This window comes from Curtobacterium sp. MCBA15_001 (assembly GCF_001864835.1).
Lineage (GTDB): Bacteria > Actinomycetota > Actinomycetes > Actinomycetales > Microbacteriaceae > Curtobacterium.
Genome location: NZ_MJGI01000022.1, coordinates 40981 through 62560, shown reverse-complemented (window position 1 = coordinate 62560; position 21580 = coordinate 40981). Strand labels below are relative to the sequence as shown.

General features: G+C 72.8%; 22 protein-coding genes. 13 read left to right on the top strand and 9 right to left on the bottom strand.

What is annotated here, in order from left to right; translation table 11 throughout:
- Nucleotides 1-135: 135 nt before the first annotated feature.
- The 5 genes from BIU90_RS08810 to BIU90_RS08790 all read left to right on the top strand — a co-directional run bounded on the left by BIU90_RS08810 (nucleotide 136) and on the right by BIU90_RS08790 (nucleotide 5587).
- Complete coding sequence (locus BIU90_RS08810) at nucleotides 136-762, top strand: response regulator transcription factor (protein WP_217640908.1); 627 nt, start codon at nucleotides 136-138, stop codon at nucleotides 760-762.
- The gene (locus BIU90_RS08805; RefSeq protein ID WP_217640907.1) at nucleotides 755-1939 is read left to right on the top strand and encodes a sensor histidine kinase; all 1185 of its coding nucleotides are present in this window, start codon (nucleotides 755-757) and stop codon (nucleotides 1937-1939) included. The genes BIU90_RS08810 and BIU90_RS08805 overlap by 8 nt, the downstream gene beginning before the upstream one ends.
- A gap of 98 nt (nucleotides 1940-2037) precedes the next feature.
- Nucleotides 2038-4059 (top strand): bifunctional lysylphosphatidylglycerol flippase/synthetase MprF, encoded by a 2022-nt coding sequence (locus BIU90_RS08800; RefSeq protein WP_071299861.1) that lies wholly within the window; start codon nucleotides 2038-2040, stop codon nucleotides 4057-4059.
- Entirely contained in the window at nucleotides 4059-5411 is a 1353-nt protein-coding gene (locus tag BIU90_RS08795) for an esterase family protein (protein WP_254786988.1), read from the top strand. Before BIU90_RS08800 ends, BIU90_RS08795 begins: the two co-directional genes overlap by 1 nt.
- Complete coding sequence (locus tag BIU90_RS08790; RefSeq protein ID WP_071299860.1) at nucleotides 5408-5587, top strand: hypothetical protein; 180 nt, start codon at nucleotides 5408-5410, stop codon at nucleotides 5585-5587. The genes BIU90_RS08795 and BIU90_RS08790 overlap by 4 nt, the downstream gene beginning before the upstream one ends.
- A gap of 114 nt (nucleotides 5588-5701) precedes the next feature.
- Here the strand turns inward: BIU90_RS08790 and BIU90_RS08785 are convergent, their stop codons facing one another.
- Nucleotides 5702-6277, bottom strand: a complete 576-nt coding sequence (locus BIU90_RS08785) for a GNAT family N-acetyltransferase (RefSeq protein WP_071299859.1) — start codon at nucleotides 6275-6277, stop codon at nucleotides 5702-5704.
- A 124-nt stretch (nucleotides 6278-6401) separates the two neighbouring features.
- Here BIU90_RS08785 and BIU90_RS08780 point away from each other — a divergent pair, with 124 nt between their 5' ends.
- Entirely contained in the window at nucleotides 6402-7439 is a 1038-nt protein-coding gene (locus BIU90_RS08780; RefSeq protein ID WP_139195196.1) for a hypothetical protein, read from the top strand.
- On the top strand, nucleotides 7436-8260 hold the full coding sequence (locus BIU90_RS08775) for a hypothetical protein (protein ID WP_071299857.1): 825 nt from the start codon (nucleotides 7436-7438) through the stop codon (nucleotides 8258-8260). Before BIU90_RS08780 ends, BIU90_RS08775 begins: the two co-directional genes overlap by 4 nt.
- Nucleotides 8261-8267: 7 nt before the next feature.
- Here the strand turns inward: BIU90_RS08775 and BIU90_RS08770 are convergent, their stop codons facing one another.
- From BIU90_RS08770 to BIU90_RS08755, 4 genes are all read right to left on the bottom strand, one after another.
- Entirely contained in the window at nucleotides 8268-9929 is a 1662-nt protein-coding gene (locus tag BIU90_RS08770; RefSeq protein ID WP_071299856.1) for a dihydrolipoamide acetyltransferase family protein, read from the bottom strand.
- A 55-nt stretch (nucleotides 9930-9984) separates the two neighbouring features.
- Complete coding sequence (locus BIU90_RS08765; protein WP_071299971.1) at nucleotides 9985-10944, bottom strand: alpha-ketoacid dehydrogenase subunit beta; 960 nt, start codon at nucleotides 10942-10944, stop codon at nucleotides 9985-9987.
- Nucleotides 10945-11030: 86 nt separating this feature from the next.
- Nucleotides 11031-12164 (bottom strand): thiamine pyrophosphate-dependent dehydrogenase E1 component subunit alpha, encoded by a 1134-nt coding sequence (locus BIU90_RS08760; protein WP_071299855.1) that lies wholly within the window; start codon nucleotides 12162-12164, stop codon nucleotides 11031-11033.
- Nucleotides 12165-12169: 5 nt separating this feature from the next.
- Nucleotides 12170-13267, bottom strand: coding sequence for a histidinol-phosphate transaminase (locus tag BIU90_RS08755; RefSeq protein ID WP_071299854.1), 1098 nt, complete (start codon nucleotides 13265-13267; stop codon nucleotides 12170-12172).
- Between the two features lie 41 nt (nucleotides 13268-13308).
- Here BIU90_RS08755 and BIU90_RS08750 point away from each other — a divergent pair, with 41 nt between their 5' ends.
- The 5 genes from BIU90_RS08750 (at nucleotide 13309) to BIU90_RS08730 (ending at nucleotide 17812) form a co-directional block, all read left to right on the top strand.
- The gene (locus tag BIU90_RS08750; protein WP_071299853.1) at nucleotides 13309-13707 is read left to right on the top strand and encodes a phage holin family protein; all 399 of its coding nucleotides are present in this window, start codon (nucleotides 13309-13311) and stop codon (nucleotides 13705-13707) included.
- Between the two features lie 27 nt (nucleotides 13708-13734).
- Nucleotides 13735-14253: a low molecular weight protein-tyrosine-phosphatase gene (locus tag BIU90_RS08745; RefSeq protein WP_071299852.1), complete on the top strand. Its 519-nt coding sequence runs from the start codon at nucleotides 13735-13737 to the stop codon at nucleotides 14251-14253.
- A complete protein-coding gene (purB, locus tag BIU90_RS08740; RefSeq protein ID WP_071299851.1) occupies nucleotides 14250-15635 on the top strand; it encodes an adenylosuccinate lyase in 1386 nt (461 codons plus the stop codon). The genes BIU90_RS08745 and purB overlap by 4 nt, the downstream gene beginning before the upstream one ends.
- A gap of 126 nt (nucleotides 15636-15761) precedes the next feature.
- Nucleotides 15762-16841 (top strand): hypothetical protein, encoded by a 1080-nt coding sequence (locus tag BIU90_RS08735; RefSeq protein WP_071299850.1) that lies wholly within the window; start codon nucleotides 15762-15764, stop codon nucleotides 16839-16841.
- A gap of 146 nt (nucleotides 16842-16987) precedes the next feature.
- Complete coding sequence (locus BIU90_RS08730) at nucleotides 16988-17812, top strand: L,D-transpeptidase family protein (protein WP_254786987.1); 825 nt, start codon at nucleotides 16988-16990, stop codon at nucleotides 17810-17812.
- 47 nt (nucleotides 17813-17859) lie between these two features.
- Here BIU90_RS08730 and BIU90_RS08725 read toward each other — a convergent pair whose 3' ends face one another.
- On the bottom strand, nucleotides 17860-18774 hold the full coding sequence (locus BIU90_RS08725) for a LysR family transcriptional regulator (protein ID WP_071299849.1): 915 nt from the start codon (nucleotides 18772-18774) through the stop codon (nucleotides 17860-17862).
- Between the two features lie 71 nt (nucleotides 18775-18845).
- Here BIU90_RS08725 and BIU90_RS08720 point away from each other — a divergent pair, with 71 nt between their 5' ends.
- The gene (locus tag BIU90_RS08720; RefSeq protein WP_083403814.1) at nucleotides 18846-19841 is read left to right on the top strand and encodes an EamA family transporter; all 996 of its coding nucleotides are present in this window, start codon (nucleotides 18846-18848) and stop codon (nucleotides 19839-19841) included.
- Here the strand turns inward: BIU90_RS08720 and BIU90_RS08715 are convergent.
- From BIU90_RS08715 to BIU90_RS08710, 3 genes are read right to left on the bottom strand one after another with little or no spacing between them, the layout of a single operon-like run.
- Nucleotides 19810-20802: an epimerase gene (locus BIU90_RS08715; RefSeq protein ID WP_071299848.1), complete on the bottom strand. Its 993-nt coding sequence runs from the start codon at nucleotides 20800-20802 to the stop codon at nucleotides 19810-19812. The two genes, BIU90_RS08720 and BIU90_RS08715, sit on opposite strands and share 32 nt — an antisense overlap.
- Nucleotides 20799-20957 carry a DUF4166 domain-containing protein gene (locus tag BIU90_RS19010; RefSeq protein WP_254786992.1) on the bottom strand — a complete coding sequence of 53 codons (159 nt, stop codon included), beginning with the start codon at nucleotides 20955-20957 and terminating at the stop codon, nucleotides 20799-20801. Before BIU90_RS19010 ends, BIU90_RS08715 begins: the two co-directional genes overlap by 4 nt.
- Nucleotides 20920-21528: a DUF4166 domain-containing protein gene (locus tag BIU90_RS08710; protein WP_071299847.1), complete on the bottom strand. Its 609-nt coding sequence runs from the start codon at nucleotides 21526-21528 to the stop codon at nucleotides 20920-20922. The genes BIU90_RS19010 and BIU90_RS08710 overlap by 38 nt, the downstream gene beginning before the upstream one ends.
- Between the last annotated feature and the right edge of the window lie 52 nt (nucleotides 21529-21580).

Genomic DNA, 21580 nt, shown 5'->3' with positions numbered 1-21580 from the left:
CGTCTCCTCGTGCTCCGTCGGGGTCTGCAGTGGTCGGCCGGGTGGTCCTGTGCGGACATGACCAGTCCCATCACAGTAGCGATCCCTGAGCAACACGTCGATGTGTCCGCGAGGAGCCATGCCAGGATGTGCCCCGTGATCTCCGTGGTGATCGTCGACGACGAAGCGCTGGTCCGGTACGGCTTCGAGCTGATCCTCGGCGCGGCGCCCGACATCGAGGTGGTGGCGACGACCTCGGACGTCGACGCGATCGCCACCGTGACCGCCCACCGCCCCGACGTCGTGCTGCTCGACGTCCGCATGCCGCGGATCGACGGCCTCGACCTGCTCGGCACGATCACGGCCCTGCCCGAACCCCCTGCCGTCGCGATGTTGACGACGTTCGACGCCGCCGAGCACCTCGGCCGCGCGATGGAGCTCGGGGCAGCGGGGTTCCTGCTCAAGGACACCGACCCCGAGGGGCTCGCGCAGTACGTGAGAGTCCTGGCAGCCGGCGGCGTCGTCCTGGCGTCCGAGCTCGACCGTGCGCGGCTCTTCGCCCCGTCCGTCACCGCGGCCGAGGCCCCGCCGATGACCGACCGGGAGCGCGCGGTCCTGCAGCTCGTCGCCGACGGGGTCAGCAACCCCGAGATCGGCGCTCGGCTCGGGGTCAGCACGGGCACGGTGAAGGAGGACGTCCGCGCCCTGCTCGCGGCGTTCGGCGTCGCCAGTCGCGTCCAGCTCGCCCTGCGCGCGGCCGCGGCCGGGCTGCTCCGTGCGTAGCTCCCGCCTCGCGCACCTGCTCCGGTCGACGGACAGGAGGCTCGACGACGTCGTCGACGCCGGCTTCGTCTGGATCCGGGGTCACCGACCGCCGTGGTGGCTGGTCGACGCGTTCTTCGTCGCCGCCGCCGTCGGCGACGCAGTGCTCGACATCTCGGGTGCGACGACCTTCGAGACCGCGATGTCCCTGCTCGCCGCCGCGGCCCTGCTCCTGCGTCGACGGCTGCCCGTCACGGCGTTCGCGCTCACCGTGCCGGGGCTGTTCATCGGCTCCGCGGTGGTGGCCTCGGTCGTGGCGCTGTTCACGATCGGGCAGCGCACCGAACGACGGTGGGTGATGCTCCTGGCAGCCGTGGTCGAGTTCGTCGGCTTCGGCGGGTTCGTCGGTCCGCCGCAGAACCTCGAGGACGTCATCGTCTCGATCATCTACGCGCTGATCTTCGCCCTCGGCCCCCTGTCGATCGGGCTGCTCGCGCAGACACGGCACCGGCTGACCGAGCGACTGGCAGAACGGGACACCGCTCGCGCCGAGGAGCGTCGACAGGCCGCGGCCGTGGCGCTGTCCCGCGAGCGGGCCCTGCTGGCGCGCGAGATGCACGACGTGGTCTCGCACCAGGTGACGCTCATCGCCGTGCAGGCCGGCGGGATGCAGATGGCCGGTCGGGACGAGGCGGAGCGCGGCTTCGCCCGGACGATCCGGCAGCTCTGCGTCGTCACGCTGCAGGAGCTGCGCGAGATGGTCCAGGTGCTCCGCGCCGCGGGCGGCACCGACCGCGAGATCGCGCCGCAGCCGGTGCTGGCCGACCTCGAACGGCTGGTGGCGGCGTCGGGCCTGGACACCGCGAGCACCGTCGCCCTGCCGGAGACGCTCGCGCAGCCGGTGCAGCGTGCGGTCTACCGCTTCGTGCAGGAGGCGCTGACGAACGTCCGCAAGCACGCCCCCGGTGCCGCGGTGCGGGTGTCGGGCGAGGTCGTCGACGGGGTCGTGCTGGTCCGTGTCGTGAACGGCCCGCCGACGTCCGAGCGGCTCGAGCTGCCCGGCTCCGGCCTGGGTCTGATCGGGCTCGCGGAACGCGCGTCGCTGCTCGGTGGCCTGCTCGAGAGCGGTCCGACCCCGGACGGCGGGTTCGCGCTCCACCTGCGCCTGCCCGTCGAGCACCTCCCGCCGAGTCCGTGAGACATCCTCCCTGCGGCCACCCCGACATGGCCGACCGGCCATCGTGGTTCACCCCCCTGGTCGATGCCGCCGGCTCGCGGACGCGCTGTAGTGAGACCGTGCCCATCCGTCCCGCGCTCGCCCGGCTCCGTCTCGAACTCGTACGGCTCCGTCGCTGGCCGGTGACCCTCGTCGTGACGGGCGTGCTCCTCGTCCTGGTCGTCGCCGCGCGGCTCACCCACGCCGAGCCGGACTTCCCGCACCACCCGCCGGTCGCGTGCCTGGCGCTCGTCGCGACCGTGCTCGCCGCAGCCGTCGCCGAGCGCTCGCTCGGATCGGTGCGGACCGCCCTGCTCGGTGTCCTCGTACCGACGGCGGCCGTGCTCGGCACCCAGCTCGCCGTGACCGTGGGCACCGCGCTCGGTGAGGCGCACGCGGAGGAGGTCCACGGCCAGCCCCTGCTCGCCCCGTCGGTCGTCGCAGTCGCCCTGTTCGCCGCCGCCTCGGCGGGCATGCCCGCCCAGCGCCGGTGGCGGGTCCGGACCGTCCTGTGGACCGTGACCCTGACGCTCCTGCTGTTCGCCGGGCACGGGTCGGACGTCACCCGGGCCCTCGCCGCGCTGCTCGGGACTGCAGCCGGTGCGCTCGTGGTGCACCGGGCCTCCCGTCCGGTGTCCCGCGACCAGCTGACCCCGCGCACCGTCGTCGTGGCCACGCTCGTCGCCCTGGGCGGCGGTTCCCTCGTCACCCTGGTCGTGCCGGACCCGGACGGCGTGCTCTCGCCGTTCGCCGACGCGATGAGCGACCGCGCCGTCGTGCTGGTCGGGGTGCTGCTGCTGGTCGCGGCGTGGCTCGTGCACCGCGGTCGCCGTGCCGGGATCGTGGTGGCGGTCGGCGTGCTCGTGGTCCTGACGGCGGTGCTGGCAGACGCGTTCCTGATCGAACCCGTGACCGACGCCGCCGTGCAGTGGCAGGGACTCGGGCTGGACGAGGTCGAGTGGCAGGTGACGCTGCTCGGCGCCTGGCTGGTGCCCGCTGCCGTGCTGCTCGCGATCCTGGTCCTGCGGGGACGACTCGTGCGCGCGCCGTTCCGCGCCGCCACCGGGTCCGCCGACCTGCTCGCGATGCTCCGCGGCGGGGACGCGGGGTCACTCGGCCACATGGGCACCTGGCGCGGCAACGCGGTGTGGTCGCACCCGGACGGCCTCGGGGCCGTCGCGTACCGGGTGCGCGGCGACGTCGCCCTCACGGTGTCGGACCCGGTCTGCGGGGCCGACGACCGCGCCGCCGTCATCGCGGCCTTCGCCGCGCACTGCGCCGAGAACGGCTGGATCCCGGCCTTCACGAGCGTGCACGACCCGGTCCGCGCCATCCTGGCGCCCGAGGGGTGGACCGCCCTGCCCGTCGGTGTGGAGGCCGTGCTCGACGTCACCACCTTCGACCTGCGCGGCAAGCGGCGGCAGGACCTGCGCACCGCGTCGAACCGTGCCGACCGCGAGGGGGTCCGCGACGAGTGGACGCGCTTCGGACAGCTCGACGCCGGACAGCGAGCCGAGGTGGAACTGATCTGCACCCGCTGGGCGGCCGACCGTCGCCTGCCGGAGATGGGGTTCACCCTCGGCGGGTTCCGCGAGCTCGACGACCCGGACGTGCGCCTCGCGCTGGCGATCGACGCGTCGGGCCGGGTGACCGCGGTGACGAGCTGGCTCCCCGTGTACTCCTGCGGCACGCTGACGGGCTACACGCTCGACGTGATGCGCCGCGGCGAGGGCGGGATGCCCGGCGTGGTCGAGTTCCTGATCGCCCGCACCGCGATCCGTGCGCGCGAAGCCGGCCTGTCCACGCTGAGCCTGTCCGGTACGCCGCTCGCCGCGCACGACCCCGCGTCCCACGCCGTGCTCGACCGCGGATCACGACTGCTCGCCCGCGTGCTCGAACCCGCGTACGGCTTCCGCTCGCTGCAGCGGTTCAAGGAGAAGTTCGGCGCACAGCACGAACCGCTCTGGCTCGTCGTCCCGACGCCGCTGCACGTGCCCCGGGTCGCGCGGGCGCTGGCAGGCGCCTACCTGCCGGGCCTCCGACCGCGGCACCTCTGGGAACTGCGCCGCGCGCACCGAGCGGCCGCCGAGGCGCGGAGCTGATGACCGACCCGTTCCACTGGCTGATGGGGACCCGGCTGCAGGTCCCGACGAAGCTCGTCCCCGTCGACGTGCTGTTCGGCGTCGCGGCGTTGTCCGTGCTGCTGCCGGCGCTCCGGACCGGGTTGTCGAGCCGGAGCGGCTGGCGGCGGACGGGCCTCCGCGCTGCGGTGACCGCGGGCGGCGCCGTCCTCGGGTACCTCGCCTGCTGGGTCGTCGGGGACCTGCTCAACGCCTTCGACGTCGTCCTGACCGACGTCACGCGGATGTGGGTGGCGCTGGCCTTCGCCGGCGTCGCCCTGGCGGTGACCGGCATCGTGCAGGGGGGCCGGGGGCGGCGGGTCCTCGCTGCCGTCCTCGTGCCCCTCGCACTGCTGGCACCCGCGCTCGGCATCAACGTCGACTACGCGGCCTACCCCACGCTCAACGCCCTGGTGCAGACCGACCCGTTCCCGCCGCTCGACCTCGGGTCCGAGTCGGGGGTCGAGACCGTGGCGGCCACACCGGCGCCCGCTCCCGCGTGGACGCCGCCGGTCGGCATGCCCGCCGTGGGTCGGATCGGCACCGTGCGCATCCCGGGCACGCGCTCGGGTTTCCCCGCCCGACCCGCCGTGGTGTACCTGCCGCCGGCCGCCCTGACCGCCGACCCACCGACGCTGCCGGTGATCGTCTCGCTGTCCGGGCAGCCCGGGTCGCCGAGCGACATGTTCACCGCGGGCGGCATCGCGGGCGTGCTCGACCAGTACGCCGCCGCACACCACGGGATCGCGCCGATCGTGGTCTCCGCCGACCAGCTCGCCGTGCCCGGCCACAACACGATGTGCGTCGACTCGATGATCGGCAATGCCGCGACGTACATCACCCAGGACGTCCCGGCGTGGGTCACGAGCCACCTGCGCGTGACGGATGACCACCGCGGCTGGGGACTCGTCGGGTTCTCGCAGGGCGCGACCTGCGCCACCCAGTTCCTGTCCGGGTACCCGGACCGCTTCGGTGCCGCGCTGGCGGTCTCGAGCGAGCTGGCCCCCGTCGACCGCTCCCCGCAGAACAGCGCGGACGAGGCCTTCGGCGGGTCGCTCGCACGGTGGCGTGCCGCGGCCCCGAGTGCTCTGATGGCAGCGAACGCCCCGTTCACCGACAAGTCCCTGTGGTTGACCGCCGGATCGACCGACCACGCGTTCACCGCGTCGGCGCAGCGCATCGGGAAGGCCGCCGAACGCGCTGGCATCCACACCACGGTGGCCTTCGCGCCGGGCAGCGGGCACGACTGGAACACCGTGCACTGGTCGCTCGTGCAGGAGCTGCCGCGCGAGGCCGACCTGCTGCTCACCGCTCCGGGGAGTGCCCGCGGATGAGTGACGCGAACGCAGCGCAGCTCATCCGGCTCGGCACGCTCGGCGTCACCGTGCTGGTGATGGTCGCCGTCCTGTCGTTCAGTCCGGGCAGCGAGTGCGTCGTGGCCGCGGTCGTGCTCGGGCTGGCGACGGTCGCTGCGGCGCTGGTCGGCGCGCTGGCCGAGGGGCGGCGCTGACGGCGCAGCGGGTGGCGGCGTTGCGCCCGGCACTGCGCGCGGCGGCGCTGCAGGCGCACCGCGCGGCGGCGTTGCGCCCGGCGCAGCGCGCGGCGGCGCTGCAGGCGCACCGCGTCAGGCGTTCGCGACCAGCCAGGCGTGTTGCGCGTCGCTGAGGACCCGGTCGGCCCACACCTGGCGCTCCACGCCGTCCGGGGTCGGCGCCGCGGTCGTCCCCTGCCACACCAGCGCCAGTCCCGCGTTCGCGAGCACCCGCGCCGACGCCGGGTTGTTCGTCAACACCCGACCGGTGACCGCCACGTCGGGAGCCGCATCGTGCGCCGCGGTCATCGCCGCGCGGGCGATCTCGGTCGCGTACCCGTTGCCCCAGGACTCCGGCGCGAGCCGGTACCCGAGGTTCCACACCCCGCCGGCGGTCATGTCGACCCCGCCGACGCCGATGACGGCCCCGGTCTCCGCGTCGCGGACCGTCCACGAGCCCAGCCCGTGGCGGACGCGGCCCCCGATCTTCCGCTGCACCAGGTCGACGGTCTGGTCGCGCGAGACGTGTCGACCGCTCGGCAGGTGGGCCCAGGTCCGGGCGTCGGCGTACACCGCGTGCACGGCGTCGATGTCGGTCGGCGTGACGGGGGTCAGCAGGAGGCGATCCGTTCGGATCTCCTGCAGGGCGCTCAGGAGCTGGTGGACCATGGGTCGATCATCGCCCCGTCCACCGACATCTGCGTGAACACCACGCGACTGCCTGCTGACTCGGCAGAACGACGGTACCTGTTTCACTCGGGTGGCTTTTTCACTGTACAGTGAAATGGTGCCGATGACTGAAACCATGCTCCTCGATGCGTTCCGACGCACCGTACCGGCCGGAGCCCTTCAGATCGTCGAAGCGGACGACGCACTCGGCCTCCCGATCGCAGAGCTCCCGGACGGGTCTCGTGCGCGGATCGATCTCCGCTGGGCCGGCCTCGGGTTCCCGCGAGACGTCGCAGCAGCACTCGGCCGGACCACCCGCAAGGCGGACGACACGGTCCTGGTCGTCTGCGCACAGGCACTGTCCGACGGCTCACGACGACTCCTCGACGAACTCGGCGTCTCGTGGTTCGGACTGGATGGTGCAGCCTCCCTCCACATCGGCACGATCTGGGTGGCACGAGACGCCCGCGCCGCGCCGCCCGCCCCGAGCGTCGACTTCCGGTGGTCGGCGGCGCGAGCCGACGTGGCCGAGGTCCTGCTCGAGATCGTCGCGGGTGGTGCCGCATGGCAGGACGGACGCCCGCGGGTCGCCGATGTCGAGACGTTGTCCCGTCTCTCCGGTCGCTCGCTCGGGTCCGTCTCGGGCACGCTCGCCGGGCTCGACACGTCGGGATGGACTGAACCGGGGCCCGAGCCACGGAGCCGCGCAGTCGCGGACCCGAGCGGCCTGCTGGACTCGTGGAGCGGATGGCAACGCCGGCTGCCGTCGACGTGGGCCTCGTTCCACGTCCTGGACCGGAACCCGACGCGGATCGAGGAGCAACTCGCCTCGCTGTTCGGCTCGGGCTTGATCCTGACCGGCAGCGCGGTCTCGGAACGTGTCCGACCGATGTTGACGGGCATGCGCCCGGTGACCGCGTACGTCGACATGGACGGACCTGCGCTCGATGCCGCGGCCGCACGCGCCCAGATGCTCCCCGCACCTGCCGGGAGCATCCGTCTCCGCCCCGCGCCGTCCGCCGTGGCGAACACGAGCCGCGTCGTCGACGGTCGACGCGAAGCATCGCCGATCCGCGTCTACGCCGACCTGCTCGCGGGTTCCGAACGCGACCAGGAAGCCGCCGACGCCTACCGCTCGGTCGAGCTGTCGGTGTTCGCGTGACGGAGTCCGGCCGACCGCGTGACCGCGACGCACGACGCCTCGCGGAGCGCGCGCTCGCGGCCCTCCTCCACGCGGCTGCGGACCACTCGACCGAGCTCGTGCTCATCGGCGGGCTCGTTCCGGAGTACCTCGTCGACGCCGATGAACCGCACCAGGGCACGAACGACGTCGACCTCCTCCTCGACATCGGCCTCGAGTACGACCGCGACGACGACGACCACGGCTGGCTCGAACGTGCACTCGACCGCGCCGGCTTCGTGCCGGCGTCGCCGAACGTCGGGTGGCGATGGGTCGCCGACGTGGACGGCTACCCGGTGGTCGTCGAGTTCCTCTCCGACGTCTCGGACAACCTCGACCAGGAGATCGCGCTCCCGGGCACGACGACCCTCACCGTCAAGAACCTCCGCGGTCCCGGTCCGGCGCTCCGGGATGCCCATGTCGCGAGCGTGCTCGGCGAACGCGTCCGGATGGCCGACATCGGTGGGTACGTCGCAGCGAAGGGAGCGGCCGCGTACTGGCGTCGGGCGGACAAGGACCTCTACGACTTCGCCTGGGTGCTCGTCAACGCCTCGCGTGCGGATCCCGGCCGCGCCGCCGCCGCGGTCGCGGCCGTCCTCGACCCGGCTGTCGATCGGGATCGCTGGGGTGCCGTCCTCGGGGTCTGCTCGCTCTTCGACACCGCGATGAGCGACGGAACGGCCACGTTCGTCACGACCGCCCTCGCGGCCGGGAGCGCACAGGACGCCGAGGAACTGGCGCTCGACGCCGTGCTCGCAGTCCGGTTGTTCCGCGCAGCCCTCGAGCCACGAGCGCAGGACTGACGACCCGTCAGTCGAGCAGGAGCGCGGGCTCCTCGATGACCGAGGCCACGTCGTGCACGAACCGGGACGCCACGTCGCCGTCCACCACGCGGTGGTCGAACGAAGCACCGATCGTGGTCACCATGCGCGAGCGGACCTCGCCGTCGACGACCCACGGCTTCGGCTTGATGGTGCCCATCGCGACGATGGCGACCTGCCCGGGGTTGAGGATCGGCGTGCCGGTGTCCATACCGAAGACACCGATGTTGGTCACGGTGATCGTGCCGTCGGCCATCTCGGCCGGGCTGGTCTTGCCGTCACGGGCGGTGAGGGTCATCGCCTCGAGCGCCTTCGCCAGCTCGAACAGCGACATGTCCTGCGCGTCCTTGATGTTCGGCACGATGAGCCCACGCGGGGTCGCCGCGGCGATGCCGAGGTTCACGAAGTGGTGGACGATGATCTCGCGGTCGGTCCACGACGAGTTCACCGAGCGGTTGCGGCGGACCGCCCAGATCACGGCCTTCGCCATGATGAGCAGCGGCGAGACCTTCACCCCGGCGAACGTCGGCGAGGCCTTGAGCCGCTTGACGAACTCCATCGTGCGGGTCGCGTCGACGTCGACGAAGAGCGACACGTGCGGCGCGGTGAACGCGGACGTGGTCATCGCGGTCGCGATCGCCTTGCGGACGCCCTTGACCGGGATGGTCTCCTGGCGGACGTCGCCCCACTCGGGCGTCTCGATGTTGCGGAAGACGGTGGCCTGGGTGGCGTGGCGGATCACGTCGTCGCGCGTGACCTCGCCGGCCAGTCCGGTCGCCTCGACCGTCGTCAGGTCGACGCCGAGGTCCTTCGCGAGCTTGCGGATCGGCGGCTTCGCGATGACGGGCAGGGCCGAGGCGGCGGGCACGCTCGAGGGGCGCGCGGGACGCTTGCCCTGCGCGGCCACGGCGTCGGCGGTGCTCGCCTCGCCGTCGTCGGTGACCAGGTCCAGGTCGGTCTCCCGACTGGAGGCCCGGCTCGCCTCCGCCGCGGCCGCTGCGGCCCGGCGGGCGCCCGGCTTGCGGCGCGAGGGTGCGCTGGTCGCGGAGCCGTAGCCCACGAGCACGGCGCCGGAGGACTCGTCGGTGCCGACGACACCGGCGCCCTCGGCGGCGGGCAGCGAGGCCGGCACCTGCGCCGGCGCCGGCGCCGGGGCGACCGCGACGGGAGCCGGCGCAGCGTGGGCCGGCGCAGCGGGGGCCGGCGCGGGCGCGGCGACCTGCGTCGGCACGGACGGAGCCGAGGCGACGGGTGCAGCCGCGGCAGGGGCCGTGGGGGTGACGTTCCCCACTCGCTCGGCCGTCACGTCGCTCCGCAAGCTCCGCGACGCGCCGGTACCGGCGAGCGTGGGCCCAGGCGAGACGGGGGCGGCGTCGGCGACCGGTGCCGGGCCTCCCGTCTGAGCACCCGAGGCGGACTCGACCCGGATGATCGGACGGCCGACCTCGACGGTGTCGCCCTCGGCCACCAGCAGACCGGTCACCGTGCCCGCGAACGGGGACGGCAGCTCGACGAGCGACTTGGCGGTCTCGATCTCGACCAGGACCTGGTCGACCGCGACGTCGTCACCGATCGCGACGCGCCACTGGACGATCTCGGCCTCGTTGAGGCCTTCGCCCACGTCGGGGAGGGGGAATTCGGCGACGGCCACGTCGGCTCCTTCGGCAGTCGGTCGTGCGGTGGAGAGATGGTCCGGGTGGACCGGGTCAGTAGGCGAGCGCGCGGTCCACGGCCTCGAGGACGCGGTCGGCGTCCGGCAGGTGGTGGTGCTCGAGCTTCGACTGCGGGAACGGGATGTCGAACCCGGAGACCCGCAGCGGGGGTGCCTGCATCGTGTAGAACGCCCGCTCGGCGACGGTCGCGGCGATCTCGCTGCCGACGCTGACGAACTCGCTGGCTTCCTGCGCGACGACCAGTCGGCCGGTCTTGCGCACCGAGGCGAGCAGCGGCTCCCAGTCGATCGGCGAGATCGAGCGGAGGTCGACGACCTCGCAGCTCGTGCCCTCGGCGTCGGCGATGTCGGCGGCCTGCATGAGCGTCGCGACCATGGCGCCGTGTCCGACGAGGGTGACCTCGGTGCCGGTGCGGGCCACGCGCGTGGTGTGCATCGGCACGTGGCCGTCGACCAGGTCGACCTGCCCCTTCGGCCAGTAGCGGGACTTGGGCTCCATGAAGACGACGGGGTCGTTCGACGCGATTGCCTCTTGGATCATCCAGTAGGCGTCGTTCGGGGTGCTCGGGCTGACCACGCGCAGGCCCGCGGTGTGCGCGAAGTACGCCTCGGGGGACTCCTGGTGGTGCTCGATCGCGCCGATGTGGCCGCCGTAGGGGATGCGGATGACGACGGGCAGCGACATGTGCGCCGGCAGTCGGTTCGCCATCTTCGCCAGCTGCGAGGTGATCTGGTTGAACGCCGGCCAGACGAAGCCGTCGAACTGGATCTCGATCACCGGACGGTACCCGCGCAGGGCCAGGCCGATCGCGGTGCCGACGATGCCGGACTCGGCGAGCGGGGTGTCCCGCACGCGGTCGGCGCCGAACCGGTCCTGCAGGCCCTCGGTGATGCGGAAGACGCCGCCCAGCCGGCCGATGTCCTCGCCCATCAGCAGGACCTTGTCGTCCGCCTGCATCGCCGCCGCGAGCCCGGCGTTGAGCGCCTTGGCCATCGGCAGGTTCGGCGTCGGGTCGGTCGGGACCTCGCCGGCACCCGGGTGGGAGCGGAGGGTGTAGTCGAAGAGCTGCTCGGTGGTGCTCATGCGTGGGCTCCGTCCTGGGCGGACTCGTAGTCGTGCAACCAGGCGCGCTGTTCGTCGATGCGCGGGTGCGGCTCGCGGTAGACGTGGTCGAACATGGCGTCCATCGGCGGGGCCTGCAGCGCGGAGGTCTTCGCACGGATGTCGGCCGCGATCTGCTCGCCTTCGGCCTCCATCTCGGCGAACTGCGCGTCGGTCGCGCCGAGGCTGCGCAGGTACGCCTCGGACCGGGTGATCGGGTCACGGGCGACCCAGCCAGCGAGCTCGTCGTCGCCGCGGTAGCGCGTGGGGTCGTCCGAGCTGGTGTGGGCGCCGATGCGGTAGGTCTCCGCCTCGATGAACGCCGGGCCCTGGCCGCTGCGGGCGTGCTCGGTCGCGACCGTGCTCACCGCGTACGAGGCCAGGACGTCGTTGCCGTCGACCTTGACGCTCGGGATGCCGAAGCCACGGGGACGGTCGACCAGCGGCGTCGGGGACTGCACCGACACCGGCACCGAGATCGCCCAGTGGTTGTTCTGCAGGAAGAAGACGACGGGGGCCTTGTGCGACGCGGCGAAGACGTAGGCCTCGTTGACGTCGCCCTGGCTGGTCGCACCGTCGCCGAAGTACACGATCGAGCACTCGTCGACGTCGGGGTCGCCCGTGCCGACGACGCCGTCGAGGGCCTGGCCCATCGCGTAGCCGGTGGCGTGCAGGGTCTGCGCGCCGATCACGAGCGTGTAGACGTGCGTGTTGCCGCGGGCGTCCGGGTCCCAGTTGCCGTGGGCCTGGCCGCGGAAGAGCGAGATGATCTCCATCGGCTCGACGCCGCGCTGCAGGACGACGGCGTGCTCGCGGTACGACGGGAACAGGTGGTCCTGGGGACGGAGCGCGAAGGCGGACCCGACCTGCGCGGCTTCCTGCCCGTGGCTCGGTGCCCACAGGCCGAGCTGACCGGTCCGCTGCAGGTTGCCGGCAGCGTGGTCGAAGCGTCGGGTGAGCACCATCTGGCGGTGCATGGCGAGCAGCGTCTCGTCGGGGAGGGCCTTGGCGATGCCGACGAACTCGGCGTTCTCGTCGGTCTCCACGAACCGGCCCTCGGTGTCGAGGAGCCGGACGGTGGTCGTCGCGGGGGCCGCGGCGTGGAAGGACATGCGGGTCAGCGTAGCGGCCGGGTCGGGACGGCCGTTGTGAGGCCCTCCACAAGTGCACGCGCGGTTTCGAGGAGCTTCTCGACAGCCTCGTGCTCCCCGATCGAGATGCGGATGCCCTCGGTCCCGAAGGCCCGGACGATGATGCCGGCGCGCTCGAACTGCTCCGCTGCCACGGGGGTGTGGTCGCCGGTGGGCAGCCAGACGAAGTTGCCCTGGGCGTCCGGCACGTCCCAGCCCTGGCCGCGCAGCGCGCTCACGACGAGGTCGCGGCGCTGGGTCAGGTGCGCGACCCGCTCGAGCAGTTCGGACTCGCGCTCCAGGCTCGCCAGTGCAGCGGCCTGGCCCTGCGCGGTGACGCTGAGCGGGATGGCGCAGGCACGGACCGCGTCGAGGACGTATGCCGGGCCGAGCGCGTACCCGACCCGCAGGCCCGCCAGCCCGTAGGCCTTCGAGAACGTCCGGAGCACGACGAGGTTGGGGTACTGCTCCAGCAGCGGCACCCCGCGGACGGCGTCGGGAGCGGTGACGAACTCGGCGTACGCCTCGTCCAGCACGACCAGGACGCTCGTCGGGACCTGCGCCATGAAGGCGTCGAACTCAGCGCTGGTCACCGTCGGCCCGGTGGGGTTGTTCGGGGAGCACACGAGCACCATGCGGGTGCGCTCGGTGACCGCGGCGGCCATCGCGTCGAGGTCGTGCCCGCCGTCGGCCCGGTTCGGCACCTGCACGCTCGTCGCACCCGCGACGGTGACGACGCCGGGGTAGGCCTCGAAGGACCGCCACGCGTACACGATCTCGTCCCCGGGAGCACTGACCGCGCGGGCGAGCTCGTGCAGGATCGCGACGCTGCCGGGTGCGACGTGGACCTCGTCCACCGTGACACCGGAGCGGTTCGCCAGGACGGCCCGCAGTGCGATCGCCGAGGCGTCGGGGTAGCGGTTGTACGCGGTCTGGGCCTGCACGGCCTCGACCACACCGGGCAGCGGCGGGAACGGGTTCTCGTTGCTGGAGAGCTTGAAGGCGTCGGCCGCGGCCTGTCGACCCTGCTTGTAGGCAGGCAGGACGGCCACCTCGGGACGGATGCGCACGGGCTGGTCGGTCACCGACCCAGCCTACCGAGCGGCACACCGGGCATCATGGGCGCATGCGATTCCTCGTCCGCCTGGTCGTCAACGCACTCGCGCTGTGGCTCACCACGCTCATCGTCAGCGGTGTCTCCGTCACGGCCTTCGGGACCGGCGGCACCGTCGAGACCGTCCTGACCTACCTGTTGGTGGCGTTCGTCTTCGGTCTGGTGAACGCCGTCATCGGCACCCTGATCCGCGTCGTGGCGTTCCCCGTCTACATCCTGACGCTCGGCTTGATCTCGTTCGTCGTCAACGCCGTCCTGCTGCTCATCGTCGCGGGGATCTCGACCGCGATCGGCTTCGGGCTGCAGGTCGACTCCTTCGGCTGGGGGGTCGTCGGCGCCTTCGTGCTGGCCGTCGCAGCGTGGGTGATCGGGCTGTTCGTCCGCCCGGTGCTGAACCGCCCGCGCCCCTGAGCCCCGCGCGTACGTCATGATGAGGGCATGACCACGGACGCCGGCGCCCCGTCGGCCTTCCGAGTCTCGTTCGTGTGCAGTGGGAACATCTGCCGCTCCCCGATGGCGGAGATCGTGTTCCAGCACTTCGTCGACGAGGCCGGCATGTCCGACCGCTTCCAGGTGCAGTCCGCCGGCACCGGCGACTGGCACGTCGGCGAACCCGCGGACGAGCGCACGATCGCCGCACTCGCTGCGCGCGGATACGATGGGTCCAGGCATCGCGCCCGTCAGTTCGACCCGGACCGGTTCCCGGACCTCGACCTGGTGGTCGCACTCGACCGCTCCCACGAACGCATCCTGCGCTCGTGGGCCCCCACGATGGACGACGCCGCCAAGGTGACGCTCCTGCTGCGGTACGACGACGCCTGGCCTGAGCAGGCCGACGTGCCGGACCCGTACTACGCGGACCGACACGAGTTCGACCGGGTCCTGACCACGGTCGAGCGGGCCTGCCGTGCACTCTTCCACCAGATCGAACCGGCCGTCCGCCAGGGAGCACGATGACCCCCCTTCCCCCGCAGCCGATCAGCCCGCTCGACGGGCGGTACTACCCGGTCGTGCACACGGTGGGCGAGCACCTCTCCGAGGCCGGGCTCAACCGCGCTCGCATCACCGTCGAGGTGGAGTGGTTGGTCTTCCTGACCGACCACGCGATGTTCACCACGTCACCGCTGAGCGTCGACGACAAGGCCGCCCTGCGCGCCGTCGTCACGGACTTCGGGCAGGCGCAGATCGCCGAGCTGGCCGAGATCGAGGCCACGACCCGGCACGACGTCAAGGCCGTCGAGTACTTCGTCCGCCGTCGTCTGGCCGACCTGGGGCTTGACGCGATCGCCGAGTTGACCCACTTCGCCTGCACCAGCGAGGACATCAACAACCTGTCCTACGCGCTGACGATCAAGGACGCGACCGAGCAGGTGTGGCTGCCGGCCTTCCGCGCGGTCGTCGCCCGCCTGCGCGAGGTCGCCGGTGAGCTGCGCTCCGTGCCGATGCTGTCGCACACGCACGGCCAGCCCGCCACGCCCACCACGCTCGGCAAGGAGCTCGCGGTGGTCGTCTACCGGCTCGAGCGGGTCCTGGCGCAGATCGAGGGCAGCGAGTACCTCGGCAAGTTCTCCGGTGCGACCGGCACCTTCTCGGCGCACCTGGCCGCGGACCCCGAGGCCGACTGGCCCACACTGTCGCGCGAGTTCGTCGAGGGGCTCGGATTGACCTGGAACCCACTCACCACGCAGATCGAGTCGCACGACTGGCAGGCCGAGCTGTACGACCGGATCCGGCACGCCAACCGCATCCTGCACAACCTGGCGACCGACGTGTGGACCTACATCTCGATGGGGTACTTCACGCAGATCCCCCAGGCCGGTGCCACCGGGTCCTCGACCATGCCGCACAAGATCAACCCGATCCGGTTCGAGAACGCCGAGGCGAACCTCGAGATCTCGTCGGCGCTGTTCTCCACGCTGTCGGAGACCCTCGTCACGAGCCGCCTGCAGCGCGACCTGACGGACTCCACCACGCAGCGCAACGTCGGCGTCGCCGTGGGGCACTCGCTGCTCGCGCTCGACAACCTGCGTCGTGGGCTCGGCGAGATCGCCGTGAACGAGCAGCGTCTGGCCGAGGACCTCGACGGCAACTGGGAGGTGCTCGGCGAGGCCATCCAGACGGTCATCCGCGCCGAGGTCACCGCCGGGCAGTCCGACATCGAGGACCCCTACGCGATGCTCAAGGAGCTGACCCGTGGCAAGCGCGTCAGCCAGCAGGACCTCATCGCGTTCGTCAACGGGCTGGACATCTCCGACGGCGCGAAGGCCCGTCTGACGAACCTGACCCCGGCCACGTACACGGGGCTGGCGGACGAGCTGGTGGACCACCTCGACGTCTGATCTCAGGTGACAAGTCGTCGGCTTCGTCACTAGGCTGACCCCGGACCATGGGGGGACCGCGGCGCCGCGGAGCAGCACCGGGTCTCCGCCACGCCCCGGTCGGGCGATCGAACCCGGAAGCAGCCGATGCGCCGTCCCACCCTCGTCACCGCCGCCGCGGTGGCAGCCCTCGCCACAGCCATGATCGCGATGCCCGGCATCGCGTCCGCCGAGACCACCGTCATCCAGAGCTCGCCGCACAGCACGGCAGCCACCCCGACCGGGGCACAGTCCCGCGCCGCGGTCGCTCCCCTCGACACCGAGTGGGTCGGTGCTGCTGACGTCACCGCGTACACCACGGGCGCCTACCCGACGGCGTGGTTCTCGGTCGGCGGCACCCCGACCTTCGGCGTGAGCGGCGCCGCGCTGCCCGCCGGCACGCTGCTCGGACACGCCACGACCGGGAGCGCCGCGACCGACCTGGCCGGCGTCCGGAGCACCGCCCTCGCGTCGCAGAACGGGCTCGGGCTCGGCACCGCCGACCTCATCGCATCGGGTGCGGCTCGGTACACGCTGCTCCTCGACACCGCGGGCTCGACGGCCAACACCGCGCCCGCAGCCCTGACGACCTCGGCGACCGGCCCGACGGCCGTCGACGGGACCTGGGTCTCGACGGTGACGGTCGGGACGATCGCGGCCGGGACCCCCGCCACGCTCGCCGACTTCCAGACGCAGTTCGCGGCTGCGTTCCCCGCCGCCACCATCAACGGCTACGGCGTCAGCGCGACGGCCGCCGCAGGCGCGGTCGTGGGCATCTCGTGGAACGGCGAGGACACCTACTTCACGCCGGAGGCCTCCGGCACCCTCTCCGTGCCCGACCCGACCACGTCCTCGTCGCTGGGCACCACCGGTGTCGTCGTGGACGCCACCGGGTTCCTGCCCGGCGAGACCGTCCAGCCCGTGGTGATCCTGCAGGACCTCGAGGTCCTGCCCTCCAGCGAGACCTTCACCGCCGACGCGAACGGCGCCATCAGCGGCAGGGCGACGTTCGGCACCGCGGTCCCCGAGGGCGAGGTCGTCATCGCGTTCACCGGCAGGGACTCGGGCATCGCGGTCGTGTTCCCGGTCACGGTCATCGCCGACCCGACCACCCCGGTCGTGAGGCCGACGCCGGCACCGGCTCCGGTCGCCGTGCCGGTCTCGGGTCGCGCCACCTTCACGGGCTGATCCCCACGGACCACGACGGTGCCCGGCGGCTCCCGCCGGGCACCGTCGTCGTCCCGCCCGAGCGCACCACGATGCTCCCCGAACGCCATCCCGAAGGGACCCCGCCCGTGCCCCGTCCCCGCAACGTCACCGTGACCGGCTGACCGGTGCCGACGAACGAGCCCACGAGACGGCGACGCGCGACCCTGGTCGCCGCTGCCGTCGCCGTCGTGTGCGCCGCCGGCATCGCGACCGTGGCGCTCACGACGGGGACCCCCGGCGCTGTGCCCTCCCGCACCCCGGTGGCGGCGGCCAGCACGGCGGTGGCGACGCCCACCCCCACGCCGACGCCGACCCCCGCGGCCACGACGCCGTCCGGACCGCAGGAGCCCGTCGATGCGCCGGCGTCGAGCACCGTCGCCGCCGCGAAGGGCGCCACGGTGCCGGTCAGCGCCACACCCGGTGGCGCGCGGACCGAGCAGCTGCCCAACCCGCAGGCGTCCGGAGCGCCCCTGGTGTTCCGGGTGCTCGACCAGCGCGACGGCTGGGTGCAGGTGCAGCTCGCCCAGCGTCCGAACGGCAGCAGCGGGTGGGTGCCGACGAGCGCCGTCACGCTCTCGACGACGCCGTACGCGATCGTGGTCGACGAGGCCACGAACACCCTCGACCTGTACCGGAACGGCACGGTGCTGCACTCGTACGCCGTCGCCACCGGCACGGGCGGCACCCCGACACCGACCGGTCGCTTCGCGCTCACGGAGCTGCTCGCGCCGACGAACGGCGGGTACGGCCCGTACGCCTACGGCACGACCGCGTTCTCCGACGTCCTGAACTCCTTCGGCGGCGGTCCGGGTCAGATCGGCCTGCACGGCACCGACGACGCGTCGAGCATCGGGACCGATGCCTCGCACGGGTGCGTCCGGATGCGCAACGCCGACATCACCACGCTCGCGAAGACGCTCCCCCTCGGCACGCCCTTCCAGGTCCGCTGACCGACGGCCAGGAGGCCCGGCGCGGTCCGGCCGCGGAGGTCACCGCCCTAGGTGGTCACGTCCGCGGCGGTGGCGACCAGCGCCTCCAAGACGGTGCGCACCACCGGACGCACCCGACGGTCCGGACGGACGAGCGCCTCGATGCGCCGACCGGCGCGAACGTCCGCCAGCTCCGCCAGGTGGAACCGACCGGGAGCCCGCGTGCCCGACGTGTACCGCGGCACCAGGGCGATGCCGTGCCCGGCCGCGACCAGGTTCTCGATCACGGGCAGGTGGACCGTCCGGAACGCGACCTGCGGGGGCGCGTCGGACGCCGCAGCGACCGCGGTCAGGACCCGGTCGATCGGGTACCCCTCGGGCACGCCGATCCAGGTCTCGTCCACGACCTCGTCGACCCGCACCCGGTGCCGCCCGGCCAGCCGGTGTCCGTCCGGCAGGGCGACGTCCAGCGGCTCGCGCAGCAGTGCGACCGTGTCGAGGGTCGTCCGGTCGGGCGCCGACGCTCCGTCCGGGCGGTGGCCGACGACGACGTCGTGGTCGGCCGTGAGCGGTGCGAAGGCGTCCTCGTCCACGTCGACGTCCGACAACACGAGGTCGATGCCCGGGTGGTCCCGCATGCGGGTCAGCAGGCCCGGCAGGAGCAGCTCCGCCGCCGAGGGGAAGATCGCCAGGTCGACGGTCCCGGAGGCACCGCCGAGGTGCTCCTGCCACGCGGCGTCGACGGTCGCGATCGCGGTGGCGACGCCGGAGGCCAGGCCGGCGAGCACGACCCCGTCGTCGGTGAGCCGGACGCCGCGCCCGACCCGTTCGACCAGCGGCACACCGACCTGGCGCTGCAGGGTCTGCAGCTGCTGCGAGACCGCACTCGGCGTGCGGTGGGTGGCAGCGGCGACGGCGGTCACCGACCCGCGTTCCTGCAGCTCGCGCAGGACGGGCAGCAGGGCGACGTCGAAGCCGATCATGCAGGGACCCTACAACGACGCTGCAACAACGTGCGCTGGTCCTTCCGCGTGCGGCGCGGGACGATCGAGGGGTGCTGCTCCGTGACCGCTTCCTCGCACTGCTCGTCGCCGTCGTCTGGGGGCTGAACTTCCCCGCGACCGCCCTGGCGCTGGAGCACTTCCCGCCGTTCCTGCTGGCAGCCGTGCGGTTCACGCTGCTGGCGGTCCCGACGCTGCTGTTCGTCCCACGACCGAAGATCCCGTTCGGGCGGCTGGTCCTGGTCGGCCTCGGGCTCGGGGTCCTGCAGTTCTCGTTCCTGTACCTCAGCATGGCGTCCGGCATGCCCTCGGGGCTGGCCTCGCTCGTGCTGCAGGCCTCGGCGCCGTTCACCGTCGTGCTGGCCGGGGTGTTCCTGCGCGAACGGCTCACCGGGCGGCAGGTCACGGGCGTCACGATCGCCGTCGTGGCACTGGCGGCCATCGCGGTGCACCGGGCACAGGCGGCGGCGCTGCTGCCCGTCGTGCTGGCACTGTGCGGCGCGCTCGGTTGGGCGATCGGCAACGTCGCGACCCGGCGCGCGGGTGCTGCGAACCCGCTGCACCTGACGCTGTGGTGGTCGGTCGTGCCGCCGGTCCCGCTCGCCGTGCTGTCGTTCACGGTCGAGGGTCCGGCGCGGATCGGGTCGGCACTCGGCACCGTGTTCACCCCGGCCGCGCTCCCCGCCGACCTGGGTCTGCTGTACATCGTGCTCGTGGCGACCCTCGTCGGGTACGGGCTGTGGTCGCGGCTGTTGGCGACCTACCCGTCGAGCACCGTCGCCCCGTTCTCGATGCTCGTGCCGGTCGTCGGCGTGCTGGCGTCGTGGGTGGCCTTCGGCGAGGTGCCGGACCTGGTCGAGGTGCTGGCGGGTGCGGTCGTCGTCGGCGGGGTGCTGTGGGCGTCGCGGTCCGGGGGGACGGCGCTGTCCAGCACGGCGTCGGTCGGCACTGCGGCGGCCAGCACTGCGGCACCCGCTGCGGCGACCGGCGCGGCGCCCAGCGCGGCGGCGCCGGAGCTCAGCCCCGGTGCTCGCGTCGCTCGGCGATGATCTGCGCCAGGGCCCCGCGCAGCAGCGGGTGGCGGAACCGGTAGCCCGCCTCGGTCAGCCGCGTCGGCACCACCCACCGGCTCTTCAGCACGAGTTCGGTCTCGGTGCGGATGGCGAACGACCCGATCTCGAGCATCCACCGCCAGGTCGGCAGGCCGAAGCGACGCCCGACCGCGTCGCGGATGGTGGCCATCACCGTGCGGTTGTCCGACGGGTTCGGGCTGGACAGGTTCACCGGGCCGTCGAGGTCCTCGTGGTCGCGGATGAACCGGATCGCGCCGAGGACGTCCTCGATGTGGATCCAGCTGAAGCGCTGCCGCCCGTGCGTGTGCCGGTCGTGGTGGTACGTGCCGGCGGCCAGCCGGGAGCGCGTCGGGAACCACGGTCCGTCGTACTGCGGTCCGCCGAGTCCCGCCTGCGCGAGCCGGAGCAGCGGCACGAGGGCACTGCCGTCGCCGAACACGATCGCCATCCGCAGCGCGACCCGGCGGGTGCCGGGCAGGTCAGCAGCGAACAGGGCGTCCTCCCACGCGCGGGCGATGCCGACGGAGAAGCCCTCGCCGAACTCACCGGTCGCCTCGTCCTGCGCGCGGTCGGTGGCGTGCCGGTAGATCGTCGCGGTCGAGGCGTTCATCCACAGCGGCGGTGGGTGCTCGGCCGTGCGGATGGCCTCGGCGAGCTCGAGTGTGGTGTCCACGCGGGAGCGGAGGATCTCCGCACGGTTGCGCCGGCCGTAGCGGCAGTTGACGCTCTTGCCGGCCATGTTCACGACGATCGCGGCGCCGTCCACGAGTTCGCGGATGCGGAGCGTGTTGCCCCAGACGGCGTCGCCGGTGCGGCCGATGGTCACGACCTCGTAGCCCTCGTCGCGGAACGCGTCCTGCAGGTACCGGCCCACGAAGCCGCTCGCACCCGCGATGACCGCTCGACCCTTCGTCGCGGTGGTGCTGTCCTCGTTCATCGTCGTCCCCGTCCTGTGTCCGGCGCGACCTCGTACCGGAACGCCCCCTCGTACCGGTACAGCGTGCCGATGACGGGCGCGATGAGCACCAGGGACACGCGTTGCACGTCGGCTTCGTCATCGAATCGTTCTGTGAGCGTCACACGCGGTGCGATCAGGCCCGGGCGCGGCCCGCTCAGCGGCGACGCGCCAGCGGCGCGCGGGCCGCGCCGGGCGAGCCTGCGAGCCCGGACCACGTCCCAGCGCCCGGAACGACACGTGCGTGGAGACCAGACGCAGTGCGCCGGCATCGGGACCGCTCGCGTCGACGGCGACCCGCAGCTGGGCGCTGACGCGCCCGTGGCGACCGAGGTGGTCGACCAGCCCGGTCGGTTCGGCCGTGATGGCGTCGACCATCGTGCGGTCACCGGCGCGGAAGTGGAAGGTGCGGTGCGCGCGGACGGCGGGGTGGGCCTCCTGTCCGGTACGACCGCGTCGGACCGTCACCGGGCGGTTCTCCACGGTGAAGGAGACGTCCCGTTCCCAGACCGGGAACATCACCGCGTCGCGGGCGAAGCACGCCAGGACGGGCCACAGCCAGCGGCGCGGGGTGCCGACCACGGAGAAGACGCCCTCGCCGCGGCCGACGTGACCTGGCGGGACCGGGCCGAAGTACGTCCGCAGCCGGGGGTGCAGCCGGGCGAGGACGTCGGGCGCGGCGCTCAGCTCGTACGGCGAGGTGGTCACGCCTGCGATCCTGGCACGCCGTCGGTCCGGGGCCGGTGGCTGGCACGCCGTC